This is a genomic window from Parabacteroides sp. AF19-14, assembly GCF_003635485.1.
Lineage (GTDB): Bacteria > Bacteroidota > Bacteroidia > Bacteroidales > Tannerellaceae > Parabacteroides > Parabacteroides distasonis.
Window position 1 is genome coordinate 82,280 of the sequence record NZ_QTMJ01000005.1, and the last position, 20,887, is coordinate 103,166.

Here is a 20,887-nt window from a genome sequence, read left to right on the forward strand (position 1 = left end):
GGTAAATGTTTTTAAATAATTGAATATTACTAACTTAAAAAATTAATCGTATGAAAAGAAGATTACTTTTCTTGTTCGCCTTGTTTATGGTGGCGACAAGTGTAGGGTGGGGGCAGACGGATTTGTATGTCAGCTCTAGTGGTTCTGATGATGCTGCAGGTGGTTCGGACACTCCTCTGGCTACAATTGCGAAAGCGATTGAAAAAGCCACGGATGGGGCTACCATTCATTTGGCAGAGGGAACTTTTCCTGTTTCATCAACAATCCCTAAAGCGTTAACTATTGTTGGAGAAGGAAAAGATAAATCAGTTCTCAAAGGATATCTCGTTATTTCAGCGGGTACGCAAAAGAACGTTTCTTTCCAAAATGTTCAGTTGACGAATGAGGCAAAAGTTTATAGTAGCCCCACGAAACCTGTACCTCTGATTTTAATGAAGGATCAAAGTGCGGTTTTATCGTTAAGAGGATGTGCTTTGATTAATAACGCAAAAGGATGGTACGTTGGTTATGGTGAAGGTGTATATAAAAAGATGGGTATCTCTATCCAATCTGATTCCACGGCTCTGGGTGGAGAGATTCATTTGATTAATTCTTCGATTATGATGGCAGCGGATAATCAAAGTGGTATTTCCTGCAATGGTGCGGTAAGCCAATTGACGATTGATCATTCCTCGATTACAGTTAATGAATATCCACGATCAGGCATATTTGGTATTGATGTGCATTGTGACGGTATGAACGTAGATATAAGTAAATCGACGATAGAATTAGGTAAATTTTATTATCCAATATATATCTTAGGCCCGAATCAGACTATAAATATAAAAGATGAATCACTTATTAAAGGTTGGTGTGCTATTTATGCTAATGCGGTATGTGATAACTCTGTGGTTAATGTCTCTTCTTCGAAGTTAGTAGGTTATAGTGAGATGACAGGCGCTAGTAATGGTTTCTCTACATTGCCTATACAAGCGACGATGAATGTGCGATATGTGATTACGGATTCGGAAATACAGACTTCCGTTAAAGATCAAACTATATCTCCGATGACTCCCATAAGTTTTGCGGAGAATACATATATTGAAGATTCTCATGCAAATAATTGCTATGTAGAATTGAGAGGTAATACTATAGTTAGCTTGATGCGCCAAGATAATAATCCGGCTTTCATTTCTGATGATTCTAATTACTTAAATAGAGTATTGGCTGATCAATCAGTAAAGTTTAGGACGGTAGATGCATCGGGTAATGAAATCTGTGAAGCCATTGTAATTCGTTCGGCGCAAGGTGATACGGTTCGTATGGCATTGGATACGACGGCATTTAAGAGTTGCTTGACCTCGGCTTTTGAGAATGATAATATTATTCTACCGATAGGTACTTATACTTTACCTCAGACATTGACATTGGATAGATCTCAAGGACTTATAGGTGCGGGTAAAGATAAAACAATTGTAAATGGACATATTTTCGTTAATTCACTATCCGCCGGTTCAGTTACATTGACCGCAAGCGACATGACCTTAAAAGGAACAGATAATTCCTCTGCGCATGGGCTTATTGGTATGATTGGAACGGGCAAGGATATCGTAAAGTTAATCAATTGTAAGTTAGATGGTGGTGCGGTTACCGCTCAGACCGCTGCCGTAGGTGTCCGTATGGAATCAGTGGGAGCGGAGTTAAGCTTGACGAATACGGATATCGATGTCAATTATTATGGAATAGGCTTACGGAATAAAGAGCAAGTCTTAGATATTACGGGAGGAACCTTTACCGCATGGGGGGCGATCATGACATCAGCCGGAAGTATGAGTCCAAGTGATGGTACATTAGCTAATACGAATACCCGGATAACGGCGAAAGACGCGACATTCATCAGTAGGACTCTTCTGAATGGGAAAAGCAATAGTTATGGAGCTGTTATTCTTCAGGAAAAATACAACGGAGTTACAGCTGATTTCACGAATTGCGAGTTGCGAGCGGTAGATGGATTAGATCCTTTGATAAATGCTACCCAAGCTACGGCTACGGATATACGTTCGTATGGAAATACGATCACATTTACAGGTTGTACGTTGTCTTCTTTGGAAGGAACGAATAATCTCCCGGATGGAAGTAACGGATATTTACATGCCGGAGTTATTCGGCTAGGTTGGGGTGGAACGGATGATCAGTCGACACTTGCGGAAAATACGATCACGATCAATAGTTCTACCTTGAACGGCAAGAAGGGAGAGAGCTGGGTTTATTCTCATCGCAAAAAGGAGGCGAAAAAATACGACAAGCTGACGATCAATGGAACTGTTTATGATCCGGCCTCGGGTCTTATTTGTTATGGAGGACCGGATATTCAGAGTAAGATAGATAATGCGGTAGCTGGAGAGACGATATCTGTTCCGGAGGGAGAGCATGCGGGTTTCAATGTCACTACCGCTGATATCCGGATAAAGGGAGTTTATGGAAAAACGATTATTAAAGGGCCGGAGAAGTATACGGGTTCTTCCATCGCTTGTGTCTCTGCGGATAAGGTGACTTTGATGAATCTTTCTTTCAAGAGTTCAACGGATGGCTCGAATCGTCCAACAGCATTGTTTGTCGGTGGAGGTACGGTGGAGATTGATAGTTGTATTTTTGAGGATAAGCTACTCCAAACAGGTTTATATTCGGAACCGGGTAGTACTCTTAAAGATGCGACCTTGTTGGTTCATAACAGTATTTTTAATGTATATGATAAGAATTTGTTGATCTCAGCGGGACGACTTAACGCTACGATCAAAAATAATGTTTTTACGGATAGTGATATTTCGCTAGCGAAGAATGACGGATTGAATGTCGTTGAATCGAATGAGTTCCATAATTGTATCGTGAAAGCTGAGGATGGTGTAACCTTCCAATATAATAAGATGTACCCGGGCGACCAAACATATGTGTATTCCATTCGTCCAGATAATTTTGCGGGAACGGTTAATGCGTCGAATAATTATTGGGGAAGTGATAACCCGGATTTCTCGGTCTTGATTGATAAAAGCAGGGCACCGAATGGATCTGTAGATTATTTCCCCTATTATTCGGATGTCGCTTTGAGTACCTTAATCTATAAGATGGTAACGATTTCAGAAGATACGGTCTGGGCCACTCCGCATCCAAATCAAAAGGTCACCATTTTAGATGGAGCGACTTTGACGTTATCTGCTCCAATGTCTTTAGATACCGTTACCATGAGAGAAGGTGCGCAAGTAAAGTCAAATCTTGCGGATCAAACAGGAAGCGTGACTACTAAGTCTCTTCGTTTCTCTCCGAATCTCTCCGGCACTGGGTGGAAGGCGTTTGGAATGCCATTTACCTCTGCCGTGATCAATAACTCTACGGAGGAGGAGATCTTGGCTCCAAGTCAACAATCAGCTGATAATGGTATCTGGTTCGCAAGGTTGAAGGATAATAAGACTCCGGAGTTTGTGGTGGATGAAACTGCTTTTGGCATGGCTGGTCTTTGGGCGGCTAATGGCGATACCTATACGATCTCTTCCGAAGGAGCTTTTGAATTCAAGACCTTGGAAGAACCTGCCGCTCCAACTGAAACAGGTACTTTCTTGATGTGCTCGAATCCGAATACATTTACGATTACCTTGAAACAATCTGCTTATATATTGACAGCGGATGGAACCTCTTTCGAGCAAGAGGCAAACCCGGAGATCAAGCCTTTCCAAAGTTTTGTCTTGACAGACACCAAGACATTGAGTACGCTTCGCTCTTTACGTATCGGCGATGGCGTGGTTACGGGCACGCAGGGAATCGAGCCGGTAGATGGTTATTACGTGACTACCGATCGTGGCGCTATCGTGATTCACACGCCGGAGCCTATGGACGTGGTGATCATCGGAATGAATGGCAAGGTCGCTTATCGTGGCGAGGTTACGGACGGACAGCGGATCATGGTTTCTTCGGGCATCTATGCCGTGAACGGTCAATTAGTAAGGGTTAAATAACGATTAAAACAAAGATAAACATGAAAAAGAGTATATTAGCGATATTCCTTGCTGTCATCGCGATGGCACAGGTACATGCGCAAGATTCAGATTTACGTTCCGCCCCGGATCTTCCGACGTTCAAGGTGACGTTGAATTATAGCTCGGCGAATACGGATCAAGGAACCATAACCAGTACGGTAGCCACAGGTTCCAAGGTGGCATATAATAGTAAACCCGTTTTCACGATCACGGCGAAGCCCGGATATGTCCTGTCGGATATAACGATGAATACGGCTACTATTGGCACGTTGCCGAGCGGTACTTTTCAAAATGATAATACGACCACCTATTCCTATACTTCCACCGCTTTGACCGGTAGTACGGAAATCAAGGCGGTGTTCAAGGCAAAAGAGCAGGTGACAGTCACGATCTCTCCTGAGTATGCCACCTTGGATGAGATAAGGGCGAAGGTGAATTTGCCCAAGGTTACTTTTGACCCGGTTATTACGGGGTATAAAGTACAATACAGGGAGGATGGCTCTGCTGCTTTGACGGATGAGTTACCCGAAAAGGCTGGACTTTATTATGTTGTCGTAACCAAGTCGGAGACTGATACGCAAGCCGCCATAAACAAGGAGATTCTATTCAAGGTACAACCGCCCCATACGCTTTCTTACTCGTTTGAGGAGGCGCAAGGATCTGTAACCGCTTCTATGGATGGCTCCATTATCGCCAGTGGTGATGAGATCGTTTATAATAAGCCAGCCGTATTGAAGATTGCCTCCAAGCCCGGTTATGTGTTGAGTAGACTTACCGTAGATAATAATGAGGTGACTTTGCCGAAAGGAACTTTTAATTCTTCTACGAATGAGACTTCCTACGCGGATTATACGACATCGGCGTTGACCGCTTCTACGGTTATTGACGTGCGATTTGCCGCGAAGAAAACCGTATCTGTAACAGCCAATCCATTATCTGCCACGAAGGATGAGGTTTTGGCTGGTAAGAATCTTCCGGTTATTACATTTTCCCCCAATACGATAGCGGGGCAGAAGGTTCAATATAAGAACGCTTCCGGAGCTTTATCCGATAAACTTCCTGCGGCGGATGGTGTTTACACGGTCGTCGCGACCAGTCCCGAGACCGCGGAATATGCCGCCTTGAAGGATGAGAACATGAAGTTCACGGTATCTAAAGCGAATGTATTAAATTATAACGTGGAAACGGCCGGACAAGGTACGGTTACCGCCAAGATGGGCTCTACGGACATGGCAAGCGGTAGCGAGATCATTAACGGGCAACCTGCCGTATTTACAATTATCGCTAACCCCGGATTTCTATTGAATAAGATTGTTGTGAATGGAACCGCGGTATCAGCCTTGCCAAAAGGTGCGCTTAATAAGGATAACACCATCTCTTATACCTATACGACCGCCTCGTTAACCGCCTCTACGACCTTATCGGTAGGTTTCGCCGCAAAGAAAACGATTGCTGTGAATGTAACAGGTTCTTCGGCGACAAAAGATGAGATCGTGGCCGGGAAGAATTTGCCGGTTATTAAGTTTACGCCGGAAATAGCGGGACAAGCGGTTCGATATCGTGCGGCCGATGGTTCGGAGACTTCCACGTTACCGCAGATAGTCGGAGCTTATAAGATCGTCTTATTTAGTCCGGAGATCATGGAGTATGCCGCGTTAGAGGATTCCTCTAAAACGTTTACGATCCGTAATGCCAATACCTTGGCTTACGCTGTCGATGGTGGACAGGGCACGGTTACCGCCAAGATGGATAACAAGGACATCATGAGCGGTGGTGAGATCGCTTACGGTAAGCCCGTCATTTTCTCGATCGTATCAAATGCCAACTATAGGCTAGGGGCTATTAAGCAAGCCTCTTCGGACGTGGATATCTCGAAGATCAAGGGAACGTATGCTAATGGAAATACCTCTTACACGTACACGACTCCTAATCTGATGAGTGGCGATAGCTATACTTTTGCGTTCGTCTCCAAGGATACGGTGAGGTTCGTGGCTAACAACCTTGTCCAGACGGTCGGCTCCATCAAGCCGGTCACGGTAACAAGCGCTGTCGGGGATATCAAGATCGAATATCAATTGAGCGGTACGGCTTGGGTTACGACATTGCCTTCCACGCTGGCTGTGGGTTCTTATAAGGCCCGTTTGAGCCGTGCGGAGGACTTGACATACCGTAGCCTCTCTGATACGGTTACGTTAGTGGTGGAGAGCAAGAAAGAGGTGGAGAGTTTGGTGTTACCTACTCCGGGTCGTATTGAGGAAGGACAGGCTTTATCGGCGTGTACCTTGATCGATGGTACTTCTTCCGGATCATTTATCTGGAAAGCTCCGAACGAGATCGCTTCTCCGGATAAGAAAAAGTACGACTTGATATTCGAGCCGAATGATCCTGTTCTCTATGCGGCTAAAGATACGTTTATAACCTTGAACGTAATTCCTGTTTATTCTATGAATGTTACCGCTGGTAATTTCGGTACTGTCATCTTGGAGGGGCGTACCGCAAATGATAAATACGCGAGAGGCTCGGTTTTGAAAGCGACAGCCGTCGCGGATAAGAATTACCGGTTTGCCGGTTGGAGTGATGGGAATACATCGGCTACACGGGAGTTGCAAGCGAATGCGAACTTGGATATCGTAGCCCGTTTTGATCCAGTCCTTTATGGCGTGACGTTTACGGATCCGATGAATGGTTCCTTGAAGGTCTTCGCGAATGGCGTGGAGGTAAAGAATGGTGCTGAGTTTTTGCAGGGAACCTTATTGACTATCACGGCGACTCCGGATGCGGGCTATATGGTTCAGTCCGTGAAAGTGAACGGGGCTTTGGTGAATAACGGTTCTTATACTTTGACACAAGCCGCTGATATATCGGCTGATTTCCTGCAAAAAGAACCGGATAAACATTTGGTCAAGGTTGGGGAGTTGAAGAATGGTAGCGTTAATCTGATCGAGGTGGATACGAAGGCGCCTGTTACTCCCGGAGAGGCTATCTCTGAAGGTGTGAAAGTGAAGGTGATAGGAAATGCGGATTATGGCTATGAGCTGGCATCCGTGAAAGTGGAAGGCGCGAATTATAATGAGGCTGATGGCTCATTTATGGTTGGGACCGGAGATGTTACGGTGAGCGCAAGTTTCCAATTGGTGAAATATCAAATAACCTCGGCGTTGAATATCCCCAATGCGGGTAAAGTCGTATTGAAAGATAAGGCCGGTAAAGAGGTGGCTTCCGGTTCTAAGGTTCCTTATATGACTCAATTGACCGCTTCTGTTGAGACGGAAACGGGATATCGTTTTATGAATATGATGGTGAACTCTTCCGAGATCAAGGATGGAGATGTGTTCACCGTTTCCGGCCCTATGGTTGTTACCGCTAATTATGTGGAGAAGAAAGATTTGGCCTCGCTGATTGATAAGACGACGCAAACGGTAGTCTATAATAAGCAATACCGGAATTTCGAGGTTAAGATTACGGGCTATTCCGGTTTGGACTTTAAGGTCGCATATTCCCGGAGTGGGGTAGAAATGACAGAGAATCCTAAATCGGCCGGAACTTATAAAGTTCGGATTACCCGTGGCGAGGATGATTTATTTAAAGCCGTGGATGTAACTGCCGAGCTGATTATCAAGAAGGCTGGTATGGCATTGCTGGAAGTACCGACTATAGGAGGGGATAATTATGAAAAGGTTGATGCTAAACTTACTCAAGACTTCGAGGATGTGGAATGGAATCCTTCTACACAAAAATCGGCGCTTCGTGCGAATGTGACCGGAATCCCGACAAAGGATCAGGTAAATATTCTGCGCTTTACCCCACTTGACAAGAGTAATTATGAATCGGTAGATTATTCAATGCCGGTTGGTGAAGTAAAAACGTTTTCTTTAAGTACCTCAAATACGGAGGTTACGAATGGAGGCTTGGTTATTAGCGATTATTCGGAAGTTCCGGAGAATACGGTTTTAAAGTTGCGAGCGGTAGCTCCTAGCGAGAATCAGCGTTTTGATTCTTGGAGTGATAATGTCTCAAGCGCCGATAGAAAGAAACCAGAGATAACGGTTACTTTGGCGGCTGATGCGACATACACCCCGAATTTTGTGGATAAACCTAAAATAACGGCGAATCCTTCAGATTTGGAGTTTGTTTATAATGGTTCCGTAAGGCTCGTGGAATTGAAAGACATTTTGAGCGGTAGTTATCCGACAGATGTAAATATTAAATATTCAAATACGGATGGATCGGTTGCTACCCCATTGAACGCAGGTACTTATCTTGTGACTGTAACACGTACCGGGGATGAGAACTGGCGATCTTTCGAGGCAACCAAGAAATTAGTGATAAAGAAAGCGAAGGTCGTAAAGGTAGTGGCTCCTACCGCATCTACGATCACGGAAGGTCAGTCCTTGTCGGAATCCCTATTATCCGGTGGTGTTGCGAAAGGTGCCGATGGGACTACCATATCCGGTAAATTTGAATGGGCTGATGCGTCAGCTATATTGAAACCCGGCAATAGCCAGAAAAAGGAAGTGATCTTCACGTCGTATGATCCGAATTATGAGGATGCGACTACGGAAGCGGAGGTTACGGTGAAAAGTTCGGATGCGTTAGTTGTCACGTTCGCTCAACCGGAAAATGGTTCTTTGAAAGTCTATATGTTGAAGGGTGAGGGCGAGAAGACCGAGATAACGAGTGGAACCGCTGTGGCGAAAGCGACTAAGCTAACCATTGAGGCGGAAGCCAATCCGGATTATGAATTGGCCGTTATTCAAATAGGCGAAGAGAAGTATACGACTTCGCCTGTAGAGATTGAAGTCGATAAGTCCTTGGCTATTATGGCAGAGTTCAAGCCGGTTTCTACACCTCCGGGAACAGATGTGGCTGTTACGGGAGTTTCCTTGAATATCACGTCCAAGGCATTGGCCGTAGGTGAATCTTTTGCCTTGCAAGCGAAAGTTACCCCTAATAACGCCACGATGAAAACCGTCTCTTGGAGCAGCAGCGACGAGACGGTGGCTACTGTTGACGCAGATGGTGTCGTTACCGCGCTGAAAATCGGTACCTGCAAGATTACTGTGGCTACCGATGATGGAAACAAGACGGCGTCTTGTGTGGTAACTGTCTCCGGTACGGTAGGTATCGAGCAAATCATCAACGATCATCAAATCTATTGCGAGCGAGGTGCGATAACCGTTCATCCGGCCCGTCCAATCTCGATCCGTATCATAGCGGTGACTGGAGTTAGCCTGTATGGCGACTCAATTATCGGAACTACCCGTATCCCGGTATCGACAGGAATCTATCTGATAGAGATCAACGAGAATGGTAAGCGTATAACAGTGAAAGTGAACGTTCGCTAACAACCTTATTTTAAGAAACTAACCCTTGAGTCTTTAATGTTGGGGAAGGCCGCTAGGAATACTCAGTTCCGGCGGTCTTCTTTTTTATCCTATAAGCTTTACTTTATCTGTTTTTGTTCTGATATAATTAAATAAAACGTTATCTTTGTATCATAGAAAATTAAAACAGAAAGCCTTATGGAAAAAAATGAAGAAAAGAAAAAGGAAGAAAATGCCAAAACTAAAACAACTGTGGCGAAGACTGGAAAAAGAAAGGTAAGTAAGACATGGGAAGCTATGCAGCGGTTAAAGGGAAGTCTGATTGTAAATGACCCTAAATTTTTACTGTAAATGCGATATCTCATTGACACGAATATTTTTGTATATATGGCATCTGATCCCGAATATCTAAATAGGGATATAGATGCTATTATCCAAGAACCGGAAACCCTTCTTTATATAAGTGCCGAGTCCGTACGTGAGCTGATTGTCGCTTATCGAAATAAAGGACTGTGTTCTAAACGATGGAAGTCGGCAGAAGCGATGATCGTCGCCATAGAAAAGGAGTTTTATGTGAAAATATTGCCATTGAAAAAAGAACATATGCAAACGTATGCGCATATGGAGATCAATGAGGCGCAGGGACACAAAGATCCCTCAGACCACGTAATTATTGCGCATGCCATAACGGAACATCTACCGCTTATATCAAGTGATACCCGTTTCGGATTCTATAGAAGTCAAGGGTTGGACTTGGTATTCAATCAGAAATAATCTATATATTGTATATGTACGAATGGCCTTTGTTAGAGTTGTAGAGGTTAAATATTCTAAAACCCTTTCGGCTTACTTATTTTATTCGTTCTTTTGCAAGAAAATTGGGAGGTGTGTTCTCTGTACGCATCTCCTTAATTTATTTAACGTTAATAAGTGAGAGTCTGATGGCTGAAAATAAAAAAGTTAGTTCTGTTTCTTTCTTTAACTCCCGGCTTACGTCTGTTATTAGTATCTCCTTGGTACTATTCTTGCTAGGACTCATTCTATTGATAGGGATGTTGGGTAATAAACTCTCCGTTTATGTGAAAGAGAACTTATCTTTCTCCATCGTGCTGAAAGATAACCAAAAAGAAACTGAGATAAAGAAAATGCAGAAGAGCTTGGATGCTCTTCCTTTTATAAAATCAACCGAGTATATATCGAAAGAGCAAGCCGCGAAAGAGTTGGAAGAAGAACTGGGCGAGAATCCGGAAACCTTCTTAGGCTTTAACCCTTTACAGGCCTCGATTGAGGTGAAACTGCATTCGGAGTATGCCAACCCCGATAGCCTCCAAGTGATAGAGAAGAAGATTAGAAACTATACGTCGGTCTCGGAGCTGCTTTACCGAAAAGATATGATGGAGATGGTCCATAATAATATGAAGCGGTTGGGCTTGATCCTGCTAACCTTGGCTGCGGTACTGATGATTATCTCGTTCGTGTTGATCAGTAATACGATCCGCCTGTTGATTTATTCCAAACGATTCTTAATTCATACGATGAAGCTAGTGGGGGCTACTTCCGGCTTTATACGTAGGCCTTTTGTGAAATATAACATAGTAAGTGGCATTTTCGCCTCTATCTTGGCAATATTGATGCTAACCGGAGCGTTATATTATTTGCAAAATGAATTGAAAGGTTTTATCCAGATATTGGATATGCAAACATTATTATTGGTTTATGTGGCAGTGTTTGCTTTAGGTATTGTCTTGTCCGTGATCGCGACCATTTTTGCCGTGAATAAATATTTGCGGATGGGGGTCGATAAGTTGTATTATATTTAATGTACGAATAATAAAGAGTTGAGAAAGATGGCTAAAAGAGATTTTGCTTTCGGAAAAGAGAATTTTATACTGATTGCGGTAGCGGTTGCCTGCATCGTGCTTGGTTTCATATTGATGAGTGGTGGAGGTTCCGGGGATAATACGTTCAATCCCGATATATTCAGCGCCCGCCGTATCGTGGTAGCTCCGGTGGTTACGGTTATTGGTTTCGTGATGATGATTTTTGGAATCTTGAAGAATAGCAAAGATAAAGAAGTAACAGAATGAGTTGGTTTGAGGCCTTGATACTGGGTATCGTACAGGGATTGACCGAATATCTGCCGGTGAGCAGTAGCGGTCATTTAGCGATTGGCTCAGCTTTGTTTGGTATAGAGGGAGAGGAGAATCTTGCGTTTACGATCGTCGTACATGTGGCGACCGTATTCAGTACGTTAGTGGTTTTATGGAAGGAAATCGATTGGATATTCCGTGGTTTGTTTAAATTTCAGATGAACGCGGAGACGAAGTATGTGATTAATATCTTGATTTCCATGATTCCGATCGGGATCGTTGGGGTATTCTTTAAAGATACGGTAGAACAAATCTTTGGATCAGGTTTATTGGTCGTTGGTTGTATGCTGCTATTGACGGCGGCTTTGCTGGCATTTTCGTATTATGCCAAACCACGCCAGAAAGAGTCGATCTCGATGAAAGATGCTTTTATTATCGGTCTGGCTCAGGCTTGCGCCGTGATGCCGGGTTTGTCACGTTCCGGATCAACGATCGCTACCGGTTTGTTATTGGGAAATAATAAGGCGAAACTAGCCCAGTTCTCTTTCTTGATGGTAATACCTCCGATCTTGGGAGAGGCATTGTTGGATGTGATGAAGATGGTGAAAGGTGAAGATGTGGCCGGGAGCATTCCCGCATTATCATTAGCGGTAGGTTTCGTGGCCGCTTTTGTTTCCGGTTGCGTGGCCTGTAAATGGATGATCAACATCGTGAAAAAGGGGAAACTGATTTATTTCGCTATCTATTGCGCGATCGCGGGATTGGTGACAATTGCTTGTACATTACTGAAATAAAGAATGGATTTTATAGCTGGAGAGATTTTATATTTTAATAAACCGCTAACGTGGACTTCTTTTGACCTAGTTAATAAATTTCGCTATAAGCTAAGTCGGAAACTGAAGGTAAAGAAGATTAAAGTTGGACATGCGGGGACACTGGATCCCTTGGCTACAGGTGTGATGATCGTTTGTACCGGAAGGGCTACGAAGCGGATCGATGAGTTTCAATATCAGACGAAGGAATATATCGCTACGTTGAAGTTGGGAGAGACTACCCCGTCTTTCGATTTGGAGAAAGAGATAGACGCCGTGTATCCCACGGAACATATAACCCGTGAGCTCGTGGAGGAGGTTTTAAAGACATTCGTGGGTACGATCCAACAGATTCCCCCGGTGTTCTCCGCTTGCAAAATCGAAGGTAAACGTGCTTATGAGCTAGCCCGGAAAGGAGAGGAGGTTGAACTAAAATCCAAGACATTGGTTATAGACGAACTGGAGTTGCTGGAGTGCGATTTGCCTGTTATAAAGATACGGGTGGTATGTAGCAAAGGTACCTATATTCGTGCGTTGGCTCGTGATATCGGGAAGGCCTTGGATTCCGGCGCTCATTTGATTGGCTTGGAACGGACTCGCATCGGAGAGGTAACCTTGGATATGTGTATGTCTCCGGAGGAGATCGATGATTTCTTAGAGAAGAATGTGGTAAAAATAGAAGAAGAAAAATAAATAGAGTGCATTATGAAGCTTTCGAAATTCAAATTTAACTTACCGTCGGAATTAATCGCTTTACATCCGGCGAAGAACAGAGATGAGTCGAGGTTGATGGTCGTTCATCGTGATACAGGTGAGATCGAGCATCGCGAATTCAAGGATATTCTAGACTATTATGGAAAAGGTGACGTGTTTATCTTTAATAACACGAAAGTGTTCCCCGCTCGCTTGTACGGTAACAAGGAGAAAACAGGGGCGCGTATCGAGGTGTTCTTGTTGCGCGAGCTGAACGAGGACTTACGTTTGTGGGACGTATTGGTGGATCCGGCTCGTAAGATCCGTATCGGTAATAAGTTATACTTTGGCGAGGATGATTCCATGGTCGCGGAGGTAATTGATAATACGACTTCGCGTGGTCGTACGCTCCGTTTCTTATATGACGGGAACCACGACGAGTTTAAGAAGGCTTTGTATGCCTTGGGCGAGACTCCGCTGCCTAAGTATATCGAACGTGAGGTGGAACCGGAAGACGAGGACCGTTATCAGAATATTTTTGCTGCGGAAGAAGGTGCGGTTGTGGCTCCTGCTGCGGGATTGCATTTTAGCCGTGAGTTGATGAAACGCTTGGAGATCAAGGATTGCCAGTTCGCTTTCTTGACATTGCATTCGGGCTTGGGTAATTTCCGTGAGATCGACGTGGAAGATTTGACAAAGCATAAGATGGATTCTGAGCAAATGGTCGTAAATGCCGATGTAGTGGATATCGTGAACAAGGGAAAGGATGAGGGGCACAAGGTTTGTGCGGTCGGAACTTCCGTGATGCGTGCGATCGAGACGGCCGTAAGTACGGATGGTCATCTGAAAGAGTTCGAGGGCTGGACGAATAAGTTTATCTTCCCTCCGTATGATTTCAGCGTGGCTACCAGCATGGTGACAAATTTCCACATGCCGTTGTCTACATTATTGATGATGACAGCTTCTTTCGGTGGTTATGAGTTGATCATGGACGCTTACGATATCGCTTTGAAAGAGAAATATCGTTTCGGTGCTTACGGCGACGCTATGCTAATCCTTTAATCCGGTTTCTATGGCGACAGCTTACCTTGGATTAGGTACGAACGTAGGTAATAAACGAGGAAATTTGGTGACAGCGGCGGCGCTGTTGGCTGAAAGGGTGGGAGATGTTCTTGCCCTTTCTGATATGTATGAGACGGAGCCTTGGGGATTTGAATCGGACAACACTTTCTTGAACGCCGTGATCGTTATGACGACGGAACTTTCCCCTATGGAATTATTAGACGCTACCCGTTTGATCGAGATCGAGATGGGACGTATCGAAAAAAGTGATGGTGCGTATCATGACCGTATCATCGATATCGATCTGTTAATGGTGGATGAGCAAATCCTGCATACGGAGCGGCTGACGCTACCGCACCCTCTGATGCACAAACGGTCGTTTGTAATGGAACCGTTGGCAGAAGTAGCTCCGTCGGTGAAACATCCTGTGTTTGGCAAGACGATGCGTGAACTTTTATCCGAATTATAAGTTTTAATTATGAACTACGAGATTTGAGTTATGAATAAAGAAATTAATAAAGCGATGACGCAAGGGATCGTCTTCAAGAAAGCGAAAGGCGAAGCGGAAGATTCGAATGGTAAGAAAATCAAGTTCTCTGATTTCTTGAAAGGGACACATGGCTCTGATTCAGCGAAATGGAAGGCCGGTTTTAAATATAAAAAAGCCTTACGTAATTCCAAAAAGAAGAAATAATTTTCAATTTTCAACTTTCAATTCTCAATTATTGCGTATCTTTGCGAATGAATTGACGTGGATAGATTTGTATTGCTTGCAACCACGGGAAAAAATGCTAAAAACATATCCTTTTCGTTGCCGTCCGGCAGAAAAATCCTTCCAAGTTCAATTCAGTTGTAGATTAGTAATCTTTTCAATTTAAAACGATGAGTTATTTATTCACCTCCGAATCGGTGTCTGAAGGGCACCCCGATAAAGTAGCCGATCAAATATCGGATGCTTTGCTGGATGAGTTCTTGGCGTATGACAAGAATTCGAAAGTTGCTTGCGAAACCCTTGTTACAACCGGACAGGTTGTCTTGGCTGGAGAAGTTAAATCAAGTGCGTATGTGGATGTGCAGGAAGTGGCACGTGGCGTGATCGAGAAGATTGGTTACACGAAAAGCGAGTACCAGTTTGAAGCGAAGTCATGTGGTGTGTTCTCTTCTATCCATGAGCAGAGTGGCGACATCAACCGTGGCGTAGAGCGTGCGGATCCCTATGAGCAGGGTGCCGGCGACCAAGGTATGATGTTCGGTTATGCTACTAATGAGACTGAGAATTACATGCCTTTGGCGTTGGACTTATCTCATAGTTTATTATGGGAATTGGCGAAGATCCGTAAGGAAGAACCGGATTTGATGCCTTATTTACGTCCGGACGCTAAGAGTCAGGTTACGATTGAATACGATGATAACGGTAAGCCATTGCGTATCGATACGATTGTGGTATCCACGCAGCATGATGAGTTTATCGGTCCGAAAGGTATTTCACAGAAGGAAGCGGATGAGGCTATGCAAAAGAGGATCGCCTTAGACGTGAAGAAGATATTGATACCTCGTGTGAAGGCTCAATATCCGGCTCATGTACAGGCTTTGTTTAATGATAATATCATTTATCATGTGAACCCGACCGGTAAGTTCGTGATCGGTGGTCCTCACGGTGATACCGGTTTGACCGGCCGTAAGATCATCGTGGATACATACGGTGGCAAAGGTGCTCATGGCGGTGGTGCTTTCTCTGGAAAGGACCCTTCTAAGGTAGACCGTTCGGCTGCTTATGCCGCTCGTCATATCGCTAAGAATATGGTTGCTGCCGGTGTGGCGGATGAGATGCTGGTACAGGTGTCTTATGCGATCGGTGTGGCTAAACCGATGAATATTTTCGTGAATACTTTTGGCCGTGCGAAGGTGAATATGACAGACGGAGAGATCGCCGCTAAGATCTGGGATATCTTCGATATGCGTCCGAAAGCGATCGAGGAGCGTTTGAAATTGCGTAACCCGATTTATTTCGAGACCGCTTCTTATGGTCATATGGGACGCAAACCCCAGACGGTGACGAAGACATTCTCTTCCCGTTATTTGCAGAAGCCGGTTACTTGTGATGTGGAGTTATTCACATGGGAGAAATTGGATTATGCAGATAAGATCAAGGACGTGTTTGGTCTATAAAAAATAAGTGGAAAAAGTAAGCTGGCTTAAATGGCGAAGTATGTTAAGATACTTTGCCATTTAAGTTAAGATACTTAGCCGATGAAGTTAAGATACTTTGCCAAGTATGTTAACTTACCCTTCCTCTTGGAGCATTTCTACTTCTTTTACTTTCCTGAACAGGTCGGATGCGAAGATGAAATCGTTCAACGCTTGGTTATTAGAGGTGATTACCTGCTCTTTTGTTCCTTGCCATTCCTTCACGCCTTCCTTAATAAAGATGATATTATCACCAATATTCATCACGGAGTTCATGTCGTGGGTATTGATAACGGTCGTCATATTGTACTCCACCGTAATGTCGTGAATCAAATCATCGATCAATAGAGAAGTCTTGGGGTCCAGTCCGGAGTTCGGCTCATCGCAGAACAGGTATTTAGGATTTAGGGAGATCGCTCTTGCGATGGCGGCACGTTTCATCATACCTCCACTGATCTCGGAAGGATATAGATGTCCGGCCTCGGACAGGTTTACACGTTCCAAACAGAATTCCGCACGTTTCCTGCGCTCTTTCGTTGAGTCTTTAGAGAACATATCTAAAGGAAACATTACGTTTTCCATTACCGTCATGCTGTCGAATAAAGCGGAACCTTGGAACAACATACCCATTTCCCGACGCAGCATATTTAACTCATGCTTGTTCATCGTGATCAAGTCTCTGCCGTCGTATAATATCTGTCCGGTATCAGGTTTCATTAACCCGATGATATTCTTGATCATTACCGTTTTACCCGAACCGCTTCGTCCGATGATCAGATTCGTCTTACCATCCTCGAACGTCGTACTTATATCTTTCAAGACGACACGTCCATCGAAAGACTTCGTTATATTCTTAACTTCGATCATTTTTAAGTAAGCATTAAATGGGTTAATATTACGTCGGCAAGTAAAATCATGATACTGCTCATGACCACGGCATTCGTACTTGCCTTACCTACCTCTAGGGCGCCTCCCTTTACGTTATAGCCAAAATAGGCGGCGATGGATGAGATGATGAACGCATATACTACGGATTTGATAATAGAATACCAAATGTAAAACTCGTTGAAGTAGAATTGCAAACCGTACTCGAACGAGGAAGGAGTCATTCCCGTACTCGTTGAGTAACTGGCGAATATGCCGCCCATGATACCGGTGAACATACTGAAGATAACCAATACCGGAATAAAGATCATCAAACCGAGCATTTTCGGAAGGATCAAGAAATTGGCGGAATTAACACCCATGATTTCCATGGCGTCTATCTGCTCGGTGACTCGCATGGTTCCGATCTCGGAGGCGATATTACTGCCTACTTTACCCGCTAGGATTAGTGCCATGATAGAGGAAGAGAATTCCAGCAAGATAATCTCACGGGTGGTATAGCCGATCGTAAACTTAGGAATCAAGGGGGAACTGATATTCAAGGAGATCTGGATAGCGATAACCGTACCGATAAAGACCGAGATGATTATGACAATCCAAAGAGAATCCACGCCTAGCTTGTATATCTCTTTGATCAATTGCTTAAAGAACATACTCCACCGGTCTGGAAGTGTTATACTCTTCATCATCAGTAGGGTATACTCACCCATTCTGTGTAATGCTTTATTCATTTTTATCTTGATAAATTTCTGATTTCAATTTGCAAAGATAGCGTAAAATCCACTAATAACCATATAACATCTTAGAAACAAGATTGGTTTTATTTGTAAATCCTATGGTATTAAAGTTTGCCACATCCCTCTTTTTTAACTATGTTTGCTTTCTTAAATACTAAAAAATACTTTTATGAAGCGAATTCTTTTAGGAGTGATCGGCTTGCTGTGTTTATGTGTGGCTTGCCAGCGGAAGGATCTTTCTTTTAAGCCGGGGGAAGTTTGGCCGGATGATAAAGGGGTACATATAAACGCTCATGGTGGCGGTATTCTACGGATCGGGGATACTTATTATTGGTTTGGTGAGCATAAAACGGAGGGCTCGGCTGGAAATCTGGCTCAAGTAGGCGTTCATTGCTATTCGTCGAAAGATTTATATAATTGGAAAGACGAGGGAATCGCCTTATCGGTCGTGCCGGATGATACGACGAGCCATATTGCTAAGGGATGCGTGTTGGAGCGTCCGAAAGTGATTTATAATAAAAAGAATGATCAATATGTAATGTGGTTTCATTTAGAGCCGAGAGGTGCTGGCTATTCGGGAGCATTGAGTGGAGTGGCTGTCAGTAAAAACGTGGTGGGGCCTTACTCGTTCGTAAACGCTTTCCGTCCGAATGCCGGTTTTTGGCCGGTTAATGTACAGGAACTACATAAGCAACCTTGTACGCTTTCCGCAGATCTACGTTTTAGCGGTGGAGAGTTACCAGCCCATCCGGATAGCTTGAATTTATTGGGGCGTGACCAGATCTCCGGACAAATGGCTAGGGATATGAACCTTTTCGTGGATGACGATGGCATCGCTTATCATATTTATTCCTCGGAAGAGAATAGTACCTTGCATATATCGCAGCTGACCGATGATTATACGAGTTATTCCGGTAAGTACGCCCGTTTCTTCCCGGGGCGTTTCATGGAAGCTCCAGCCTTGTTCAAACAGAAGGGGAAATATTATTTGATTATGTCCGGCTGTACGGGCTGGGCTCCGAATGCGGGACGATCGGCCGTCGCTTCCTCGATTTGGGGACCTTGGAAGGAATTGGAAAATCCGTTTAGGGGAGAGAACTCGGAGGTGTCGTTTTATTCTCAGAGCACGTACGTATTGCCTGTACCCGGCCATGCGGATCGCTTTATTTATATGGGAGATCGTTGGACTCCGGAGAACGCTATAGACGGACGTTATATCTGGCTTCCTATCCGATTCGAGAGGGAGCAACCCGTGATCGAGTGGCAATCTGAGTGGAGTTATTAAATTCTCTTATCGCTTTTTTGCGAATGTATGTGATGTAGATCTGCGGATTATCACGTACATTCGCGTTAAATTTTTAAGTAGCTTATGTCAGACGAACAACGAATGGTGCTCCGTACGGAGGACTTGGTAAAGAAATATAGGACTCGTACGGTCGTGAATCATGTATCGATTAACGTGAAACAAGGGGAGATCGTTGGTTTGCTTGGTCCGAACGGAGCGGGAAAGACGACCACCTTTTATATGACAGTAGGTTTGGTCACTCCTAACGAGGGTAAGATCTTCTTGAATGACATGGAGATTACGAAATTCCCGGTCTATAAGCGGGCTCGCAACGGCATTGGCTATCTGGCGCAAGAGGCTTCGATTTTCCGGAAAATGACGGTGGAAGATAATATCCGCTCGGTCTTGGAGATGACGGGACGTAGCGTTGAGTACCAAAAAGAGAAACTGGAAAGCTTGATTTCAGAGTTCGGTTTGAATAAGGTTCGTAAAAACTTGGGAGACCAGCTTTCGGGTGGGGAGCGGCGTCGTGCGGAGATTGCCCGCTGTCTGGCGATCGATCCGAAGTTCATTATGTTGGATGAGCCTTTCGCCGGTGTAGACCCGATCGCCGTACAAGATATCCAGACAATCGTGGCTCGCTTGAAACATAAGAATATCGGAATCTTGATTACCGACCACAATGTATACGAGACATTGAGTATTTGTGACCGGGCCTATCTTTTGTTCGAGGGAAAAGTCCTTTTCCAAGGAACCGCCGAACAACTAGCCGAGAACGAGATCGTGCGCGAGAAATATTTGGGAAAAGACTTCGTGCTGCGTAAGAAAGACTTATAGCAGCCGTTTCAATCGCCTGTTTACCAGTATGAACAGCAGGAAAGATAAGGCAGCGATAAGACAAAAGTCCAAAAGATGCTCGGCGGGAATATTGCCTGTGATAAACTCGTTATCCTTGAGACGACTGTCCGACATCCCTATTACGGCGAAAGCATTATTGACAAAGTGGGCGAACACCGGTATCCAGATGCTTTTGCTCCAATAGAGTAGATAGCCGAAATAGGCTCCGAGTATCATCCGGGGCAAGAATCCGTAAAATTGTAAATGGAAGGCGCTAAATAGTATGGCGGCGACCCATATGATCGTATGAGGGTTGGAGGTCCATTTCCCGATCACTCGTTGCAAGGCTCCTCTGAACAGGAACTCCTCGGTTATCCCGGCCGTAACGGCGATAACGATAAGGTTGGCCAGGATTACCCAAACGCTATCGCTGGATAACAGGATCGTCGTCAGTTGTTCGGCGAGGGTTTCTTGCGCCCGCATCCATTCCTCGATAGGAGCCATAAACGCGGGTAACTCCATCTGCTTGTTGAGCAATCCTAGCAAATTGATAACCGGAGAAAATAAGAACATGCAAACTAAGGTGAGAATCCAGATCCTGCCGTCTGTGATTTTCTTGACTGATAGATAATGGCGGGGATTGTCACTACATGTCCAAGCCATGGCGATAGATGGTAGCAAAAAGGTACAGATCGCCGAGATGAACTGAATGAGCCTCATTAAATTAGCGTCTTGGGTTATATCAGCCTGTAAACCGTGGGTCGCGAGTAATAAGCCCGTGGATATAATAGATGATAAAACGGCTCCAGCCAATAAGAATAGCAGGAGGATCAAAAGTTGGATTACCGCCGGACGGGTAGCATATATTCCTTTTATTCTCATAATGATTCATTCAAAGGGTAAATAATTGCCGCCAAATATAAACAAAAGAATAAAAACAGATCAAAATTTGCACGATTAAAAGAATA

General features: G+C 44.3%; 17 protein-coding genes. 14 read left to right on the top strand and 3 right to left on the bottom strand.

The features are described from left to right. The first annotated feature begins 50 nt into the window (after positions 1-50). The 12 genes from DWX33_RS06790 (at position 51) to metK (ending at position 16,157) form a co-directional block, all read left to right on the top strand. Positions 51-3,986, top strand: coding sequence for a DUF1565 domain-containing protein (locus DWX33_RS06790; protein ID WP_122380106.1), 3,936 nt, complete (start codon positions 51-53; stop codon positions 3,984-3,986). 20 nt (positions 3,987-4,006) lie between these two features. Next, entirely contained in the window at positions 4,007-9,352 is a 5,346-nt protein-coding gene (locus tag DWX33_RS06795; protein WP_122380107.1) for an Ig-like domain-containing protein, read from the top strand. Between the two features lie 177 nt (positions 9,353-9,529). Then, positions 9,530-9,682 carry a hypothetical protein gene (locus tag DWX33_RS22505; protein WP_005853901.1) on the top strand — a complete coding sequence of 51 codons (153 nt, stop codon included), beginning with the start codon at positions 9,530-9,532 and terminating at the stop codon, positions 9,680-9,682. Beyond that, the gene (locus tag DWX33_RS06800) at positions 9,683-10,105 is read left to right on the top strand and encodes a type II toxin-antitoxin system VapC family toxin (RefSeq protein ID WP_005867093.1); all 423 of its coding nucleotides are present in this window, start codon (positions 9,683-9,685) and stop codon (positions 10,103-10,105) included. Positions 10,106-10,272: 167 nt separating this feature from the next. Further along, positions 10,273-11,151, top strand: coding sequence for an ABC transporter permease (locus DWX33_RS06805; RefSeq protein WP_005853905.1), 879 nt, complete (start codon positions 10,273-10,275; stop codon positions 11,149-11,151). 27 nt (positions 11,152-11,178) lie between these two features. Continuing rightward, positions 11,179-11,418, top strand: coding sequence for a DUF3098 domain-containing protein (locus DWX33_RS06810; RefSeq protein ID WP_005853907.1), 240 nt, complete (start codon positions 11,179-11,181; stop codon positions 11,416-11,418). Beyond that, positions 11,415-12,215 carry an undecaprenyl-diphosphate phosphatase gene (locus DWX33_RS06815; protein ID WP_005867094.1) on the top strand — a complete coding sequence of 267 codons (801 nt, stop codon included), beginning with the start codon at positions 11,415-11,417 and terminating at the stop codon, positions 12,213-12,215. Before DWX33_RS06810 ends, DWX33_RS06815 begins: the two co-directional genes overlap by 4 nt. Positions 12,216-12,218: 3 nt before the next feature. Then, on the top strand, positions 12,219-12,926 hold the full coding sequence (gene truB, locus DWX33_RS06820) for a tRNA pseudouridine(55) synthase TruB (protein ID WP_005867095.1): 708 nt from the start codon (positions 12,219-12,221) through the stop codon (positions 12,924-12,926). A gap of 12 nt (positions 12,927-12,938) precedes the next feature. Next, positions 12,939-13,988: a tRNA preQ1(34) S-adenosylmethionine ribosyltransferase-isomerase QueA gene (gene queA, locus DWX33_RS06825; protein ID WP_005853911.1), complete on the top strand. Its 1,050-nt coding sequence runs from the start codon at positions 12,939-12,941 to the stop codon at positions 13,986-13,988. 10 nt (positions 13,989-13,998) lie between these two features. Next, positions 13,999-14,457 (top strand): 2-amino-4-hydroxy-6-hydroxymethyldihydropteridine diphosphokinase, encoded by a 459-nt coding sequence (gene folK / locus DWX33_RS06830; protein ID WP_005867096.1) that lies wholly within the window; start codon positions 13,999-14,001, stop codon positions 14,455-14,457. A gap of 30 nt (positions 14,458-14,487) precedes the next feature. Next, positions 14,488-14,682, top strand: coding sequence for a hypothetical protein (locus tag DWX33_RS06835; RefSeq protein WP_008778718.1), 195 nt, complete (start codon positions 14,488-14,490; stop codon positions 14,680-14,682). Between the two features lie 188 nt (positions 14,683-14,870). Beyond that, on the top strand, positions 14,871-16,157 hold the full coding sequence (gene metK, locus DWX33_RS06840) for a methionine adenosyltransferase (RefSeq protein ID WP_005867099.1): 1,287 nt from the start codon (positions 14,871-14,873) through the stop codon (positions 16,155-16,157). Between the two features lie 114 nt (positions 16,158-16,271). On the opposite strand, the gene DWX33_RS06845 is transcribed toward metK, so the two are convergent. Then, positions 16,272-17,042 (bottom strand): ABC transporter ATP-binding protein, encoded by a 771-nt coding sequence (locus DWX33_RS06845; RefSeq protein ID WP_005853918.1) that lies wholly within the window; start codon positions 17,040-17,042, stop codon positions 16,272-16,274. Positions 17,043-17,044: 2 nt separating this feature from the next. Then, positions 17,045-17,791 carry an ABC transporter permease gene (locus tag DWX33_RS06850; RefSeq protein ID WP_008773770.1) on the bottom strand — a complete coding sequence of 249 codons (747 nt, stop codon included), beginning with the start codon at positions 17,789-17,791 and terminating at the stop codon, positions 17,045-17,047. Between the two features lie 175 nt (positions 17,792-17,966). On the opposite strand from DWX33_RS06850, the gene DWX33_RS06855 reads away from it, so the two are divergent. Continuing rightward, positions 17,967-19,082 (top strand): glycoside hydrolase family 43 protein, encoded by a 1,116-nt coding sequence (locus DWX33_RS06855; protein ID WP_122380108.1) that lies wholly within the window; start codon positions 17,967-17,969, stop codon positions 19,080-19,082. An 84-nt stretch (positions 19,083-19,166) separates the two neighbouring features. Continuing rightward, on the top strand, positions 19,167-19,919 hold the full coding sequence (lptB, locus tag DWX33_RS06860) for an LPS export ABC transporter ATP-binding protein (RefSeq protein ID WP_005853924.1): 753 nt from the start codon (positions 19,167-19,169) through the stop codon (positions 19,917-19,919). Here the strand turns inward: lptB and DWX33_RS06865 are convergent. Beyond that, positions 19,914-20,801 carry a CPBP family intramembrane glutamic endopeptidase gene (locus DWX33_RS06865; RefSeq protein ID WP_005867102.1) on the bottom strand — a complete coding sequence of 296 codons (888 nt, stop codon included), beginning with the start codon at positions 20,799-20,801 and terminating at the stop codon, positions 19,914-19,916. The genes lptB and DWX33_RS06865 overlap by 6 nt on opposite strands. Positions 20,802-20,887: the final 86 nt, after the last annotated feature.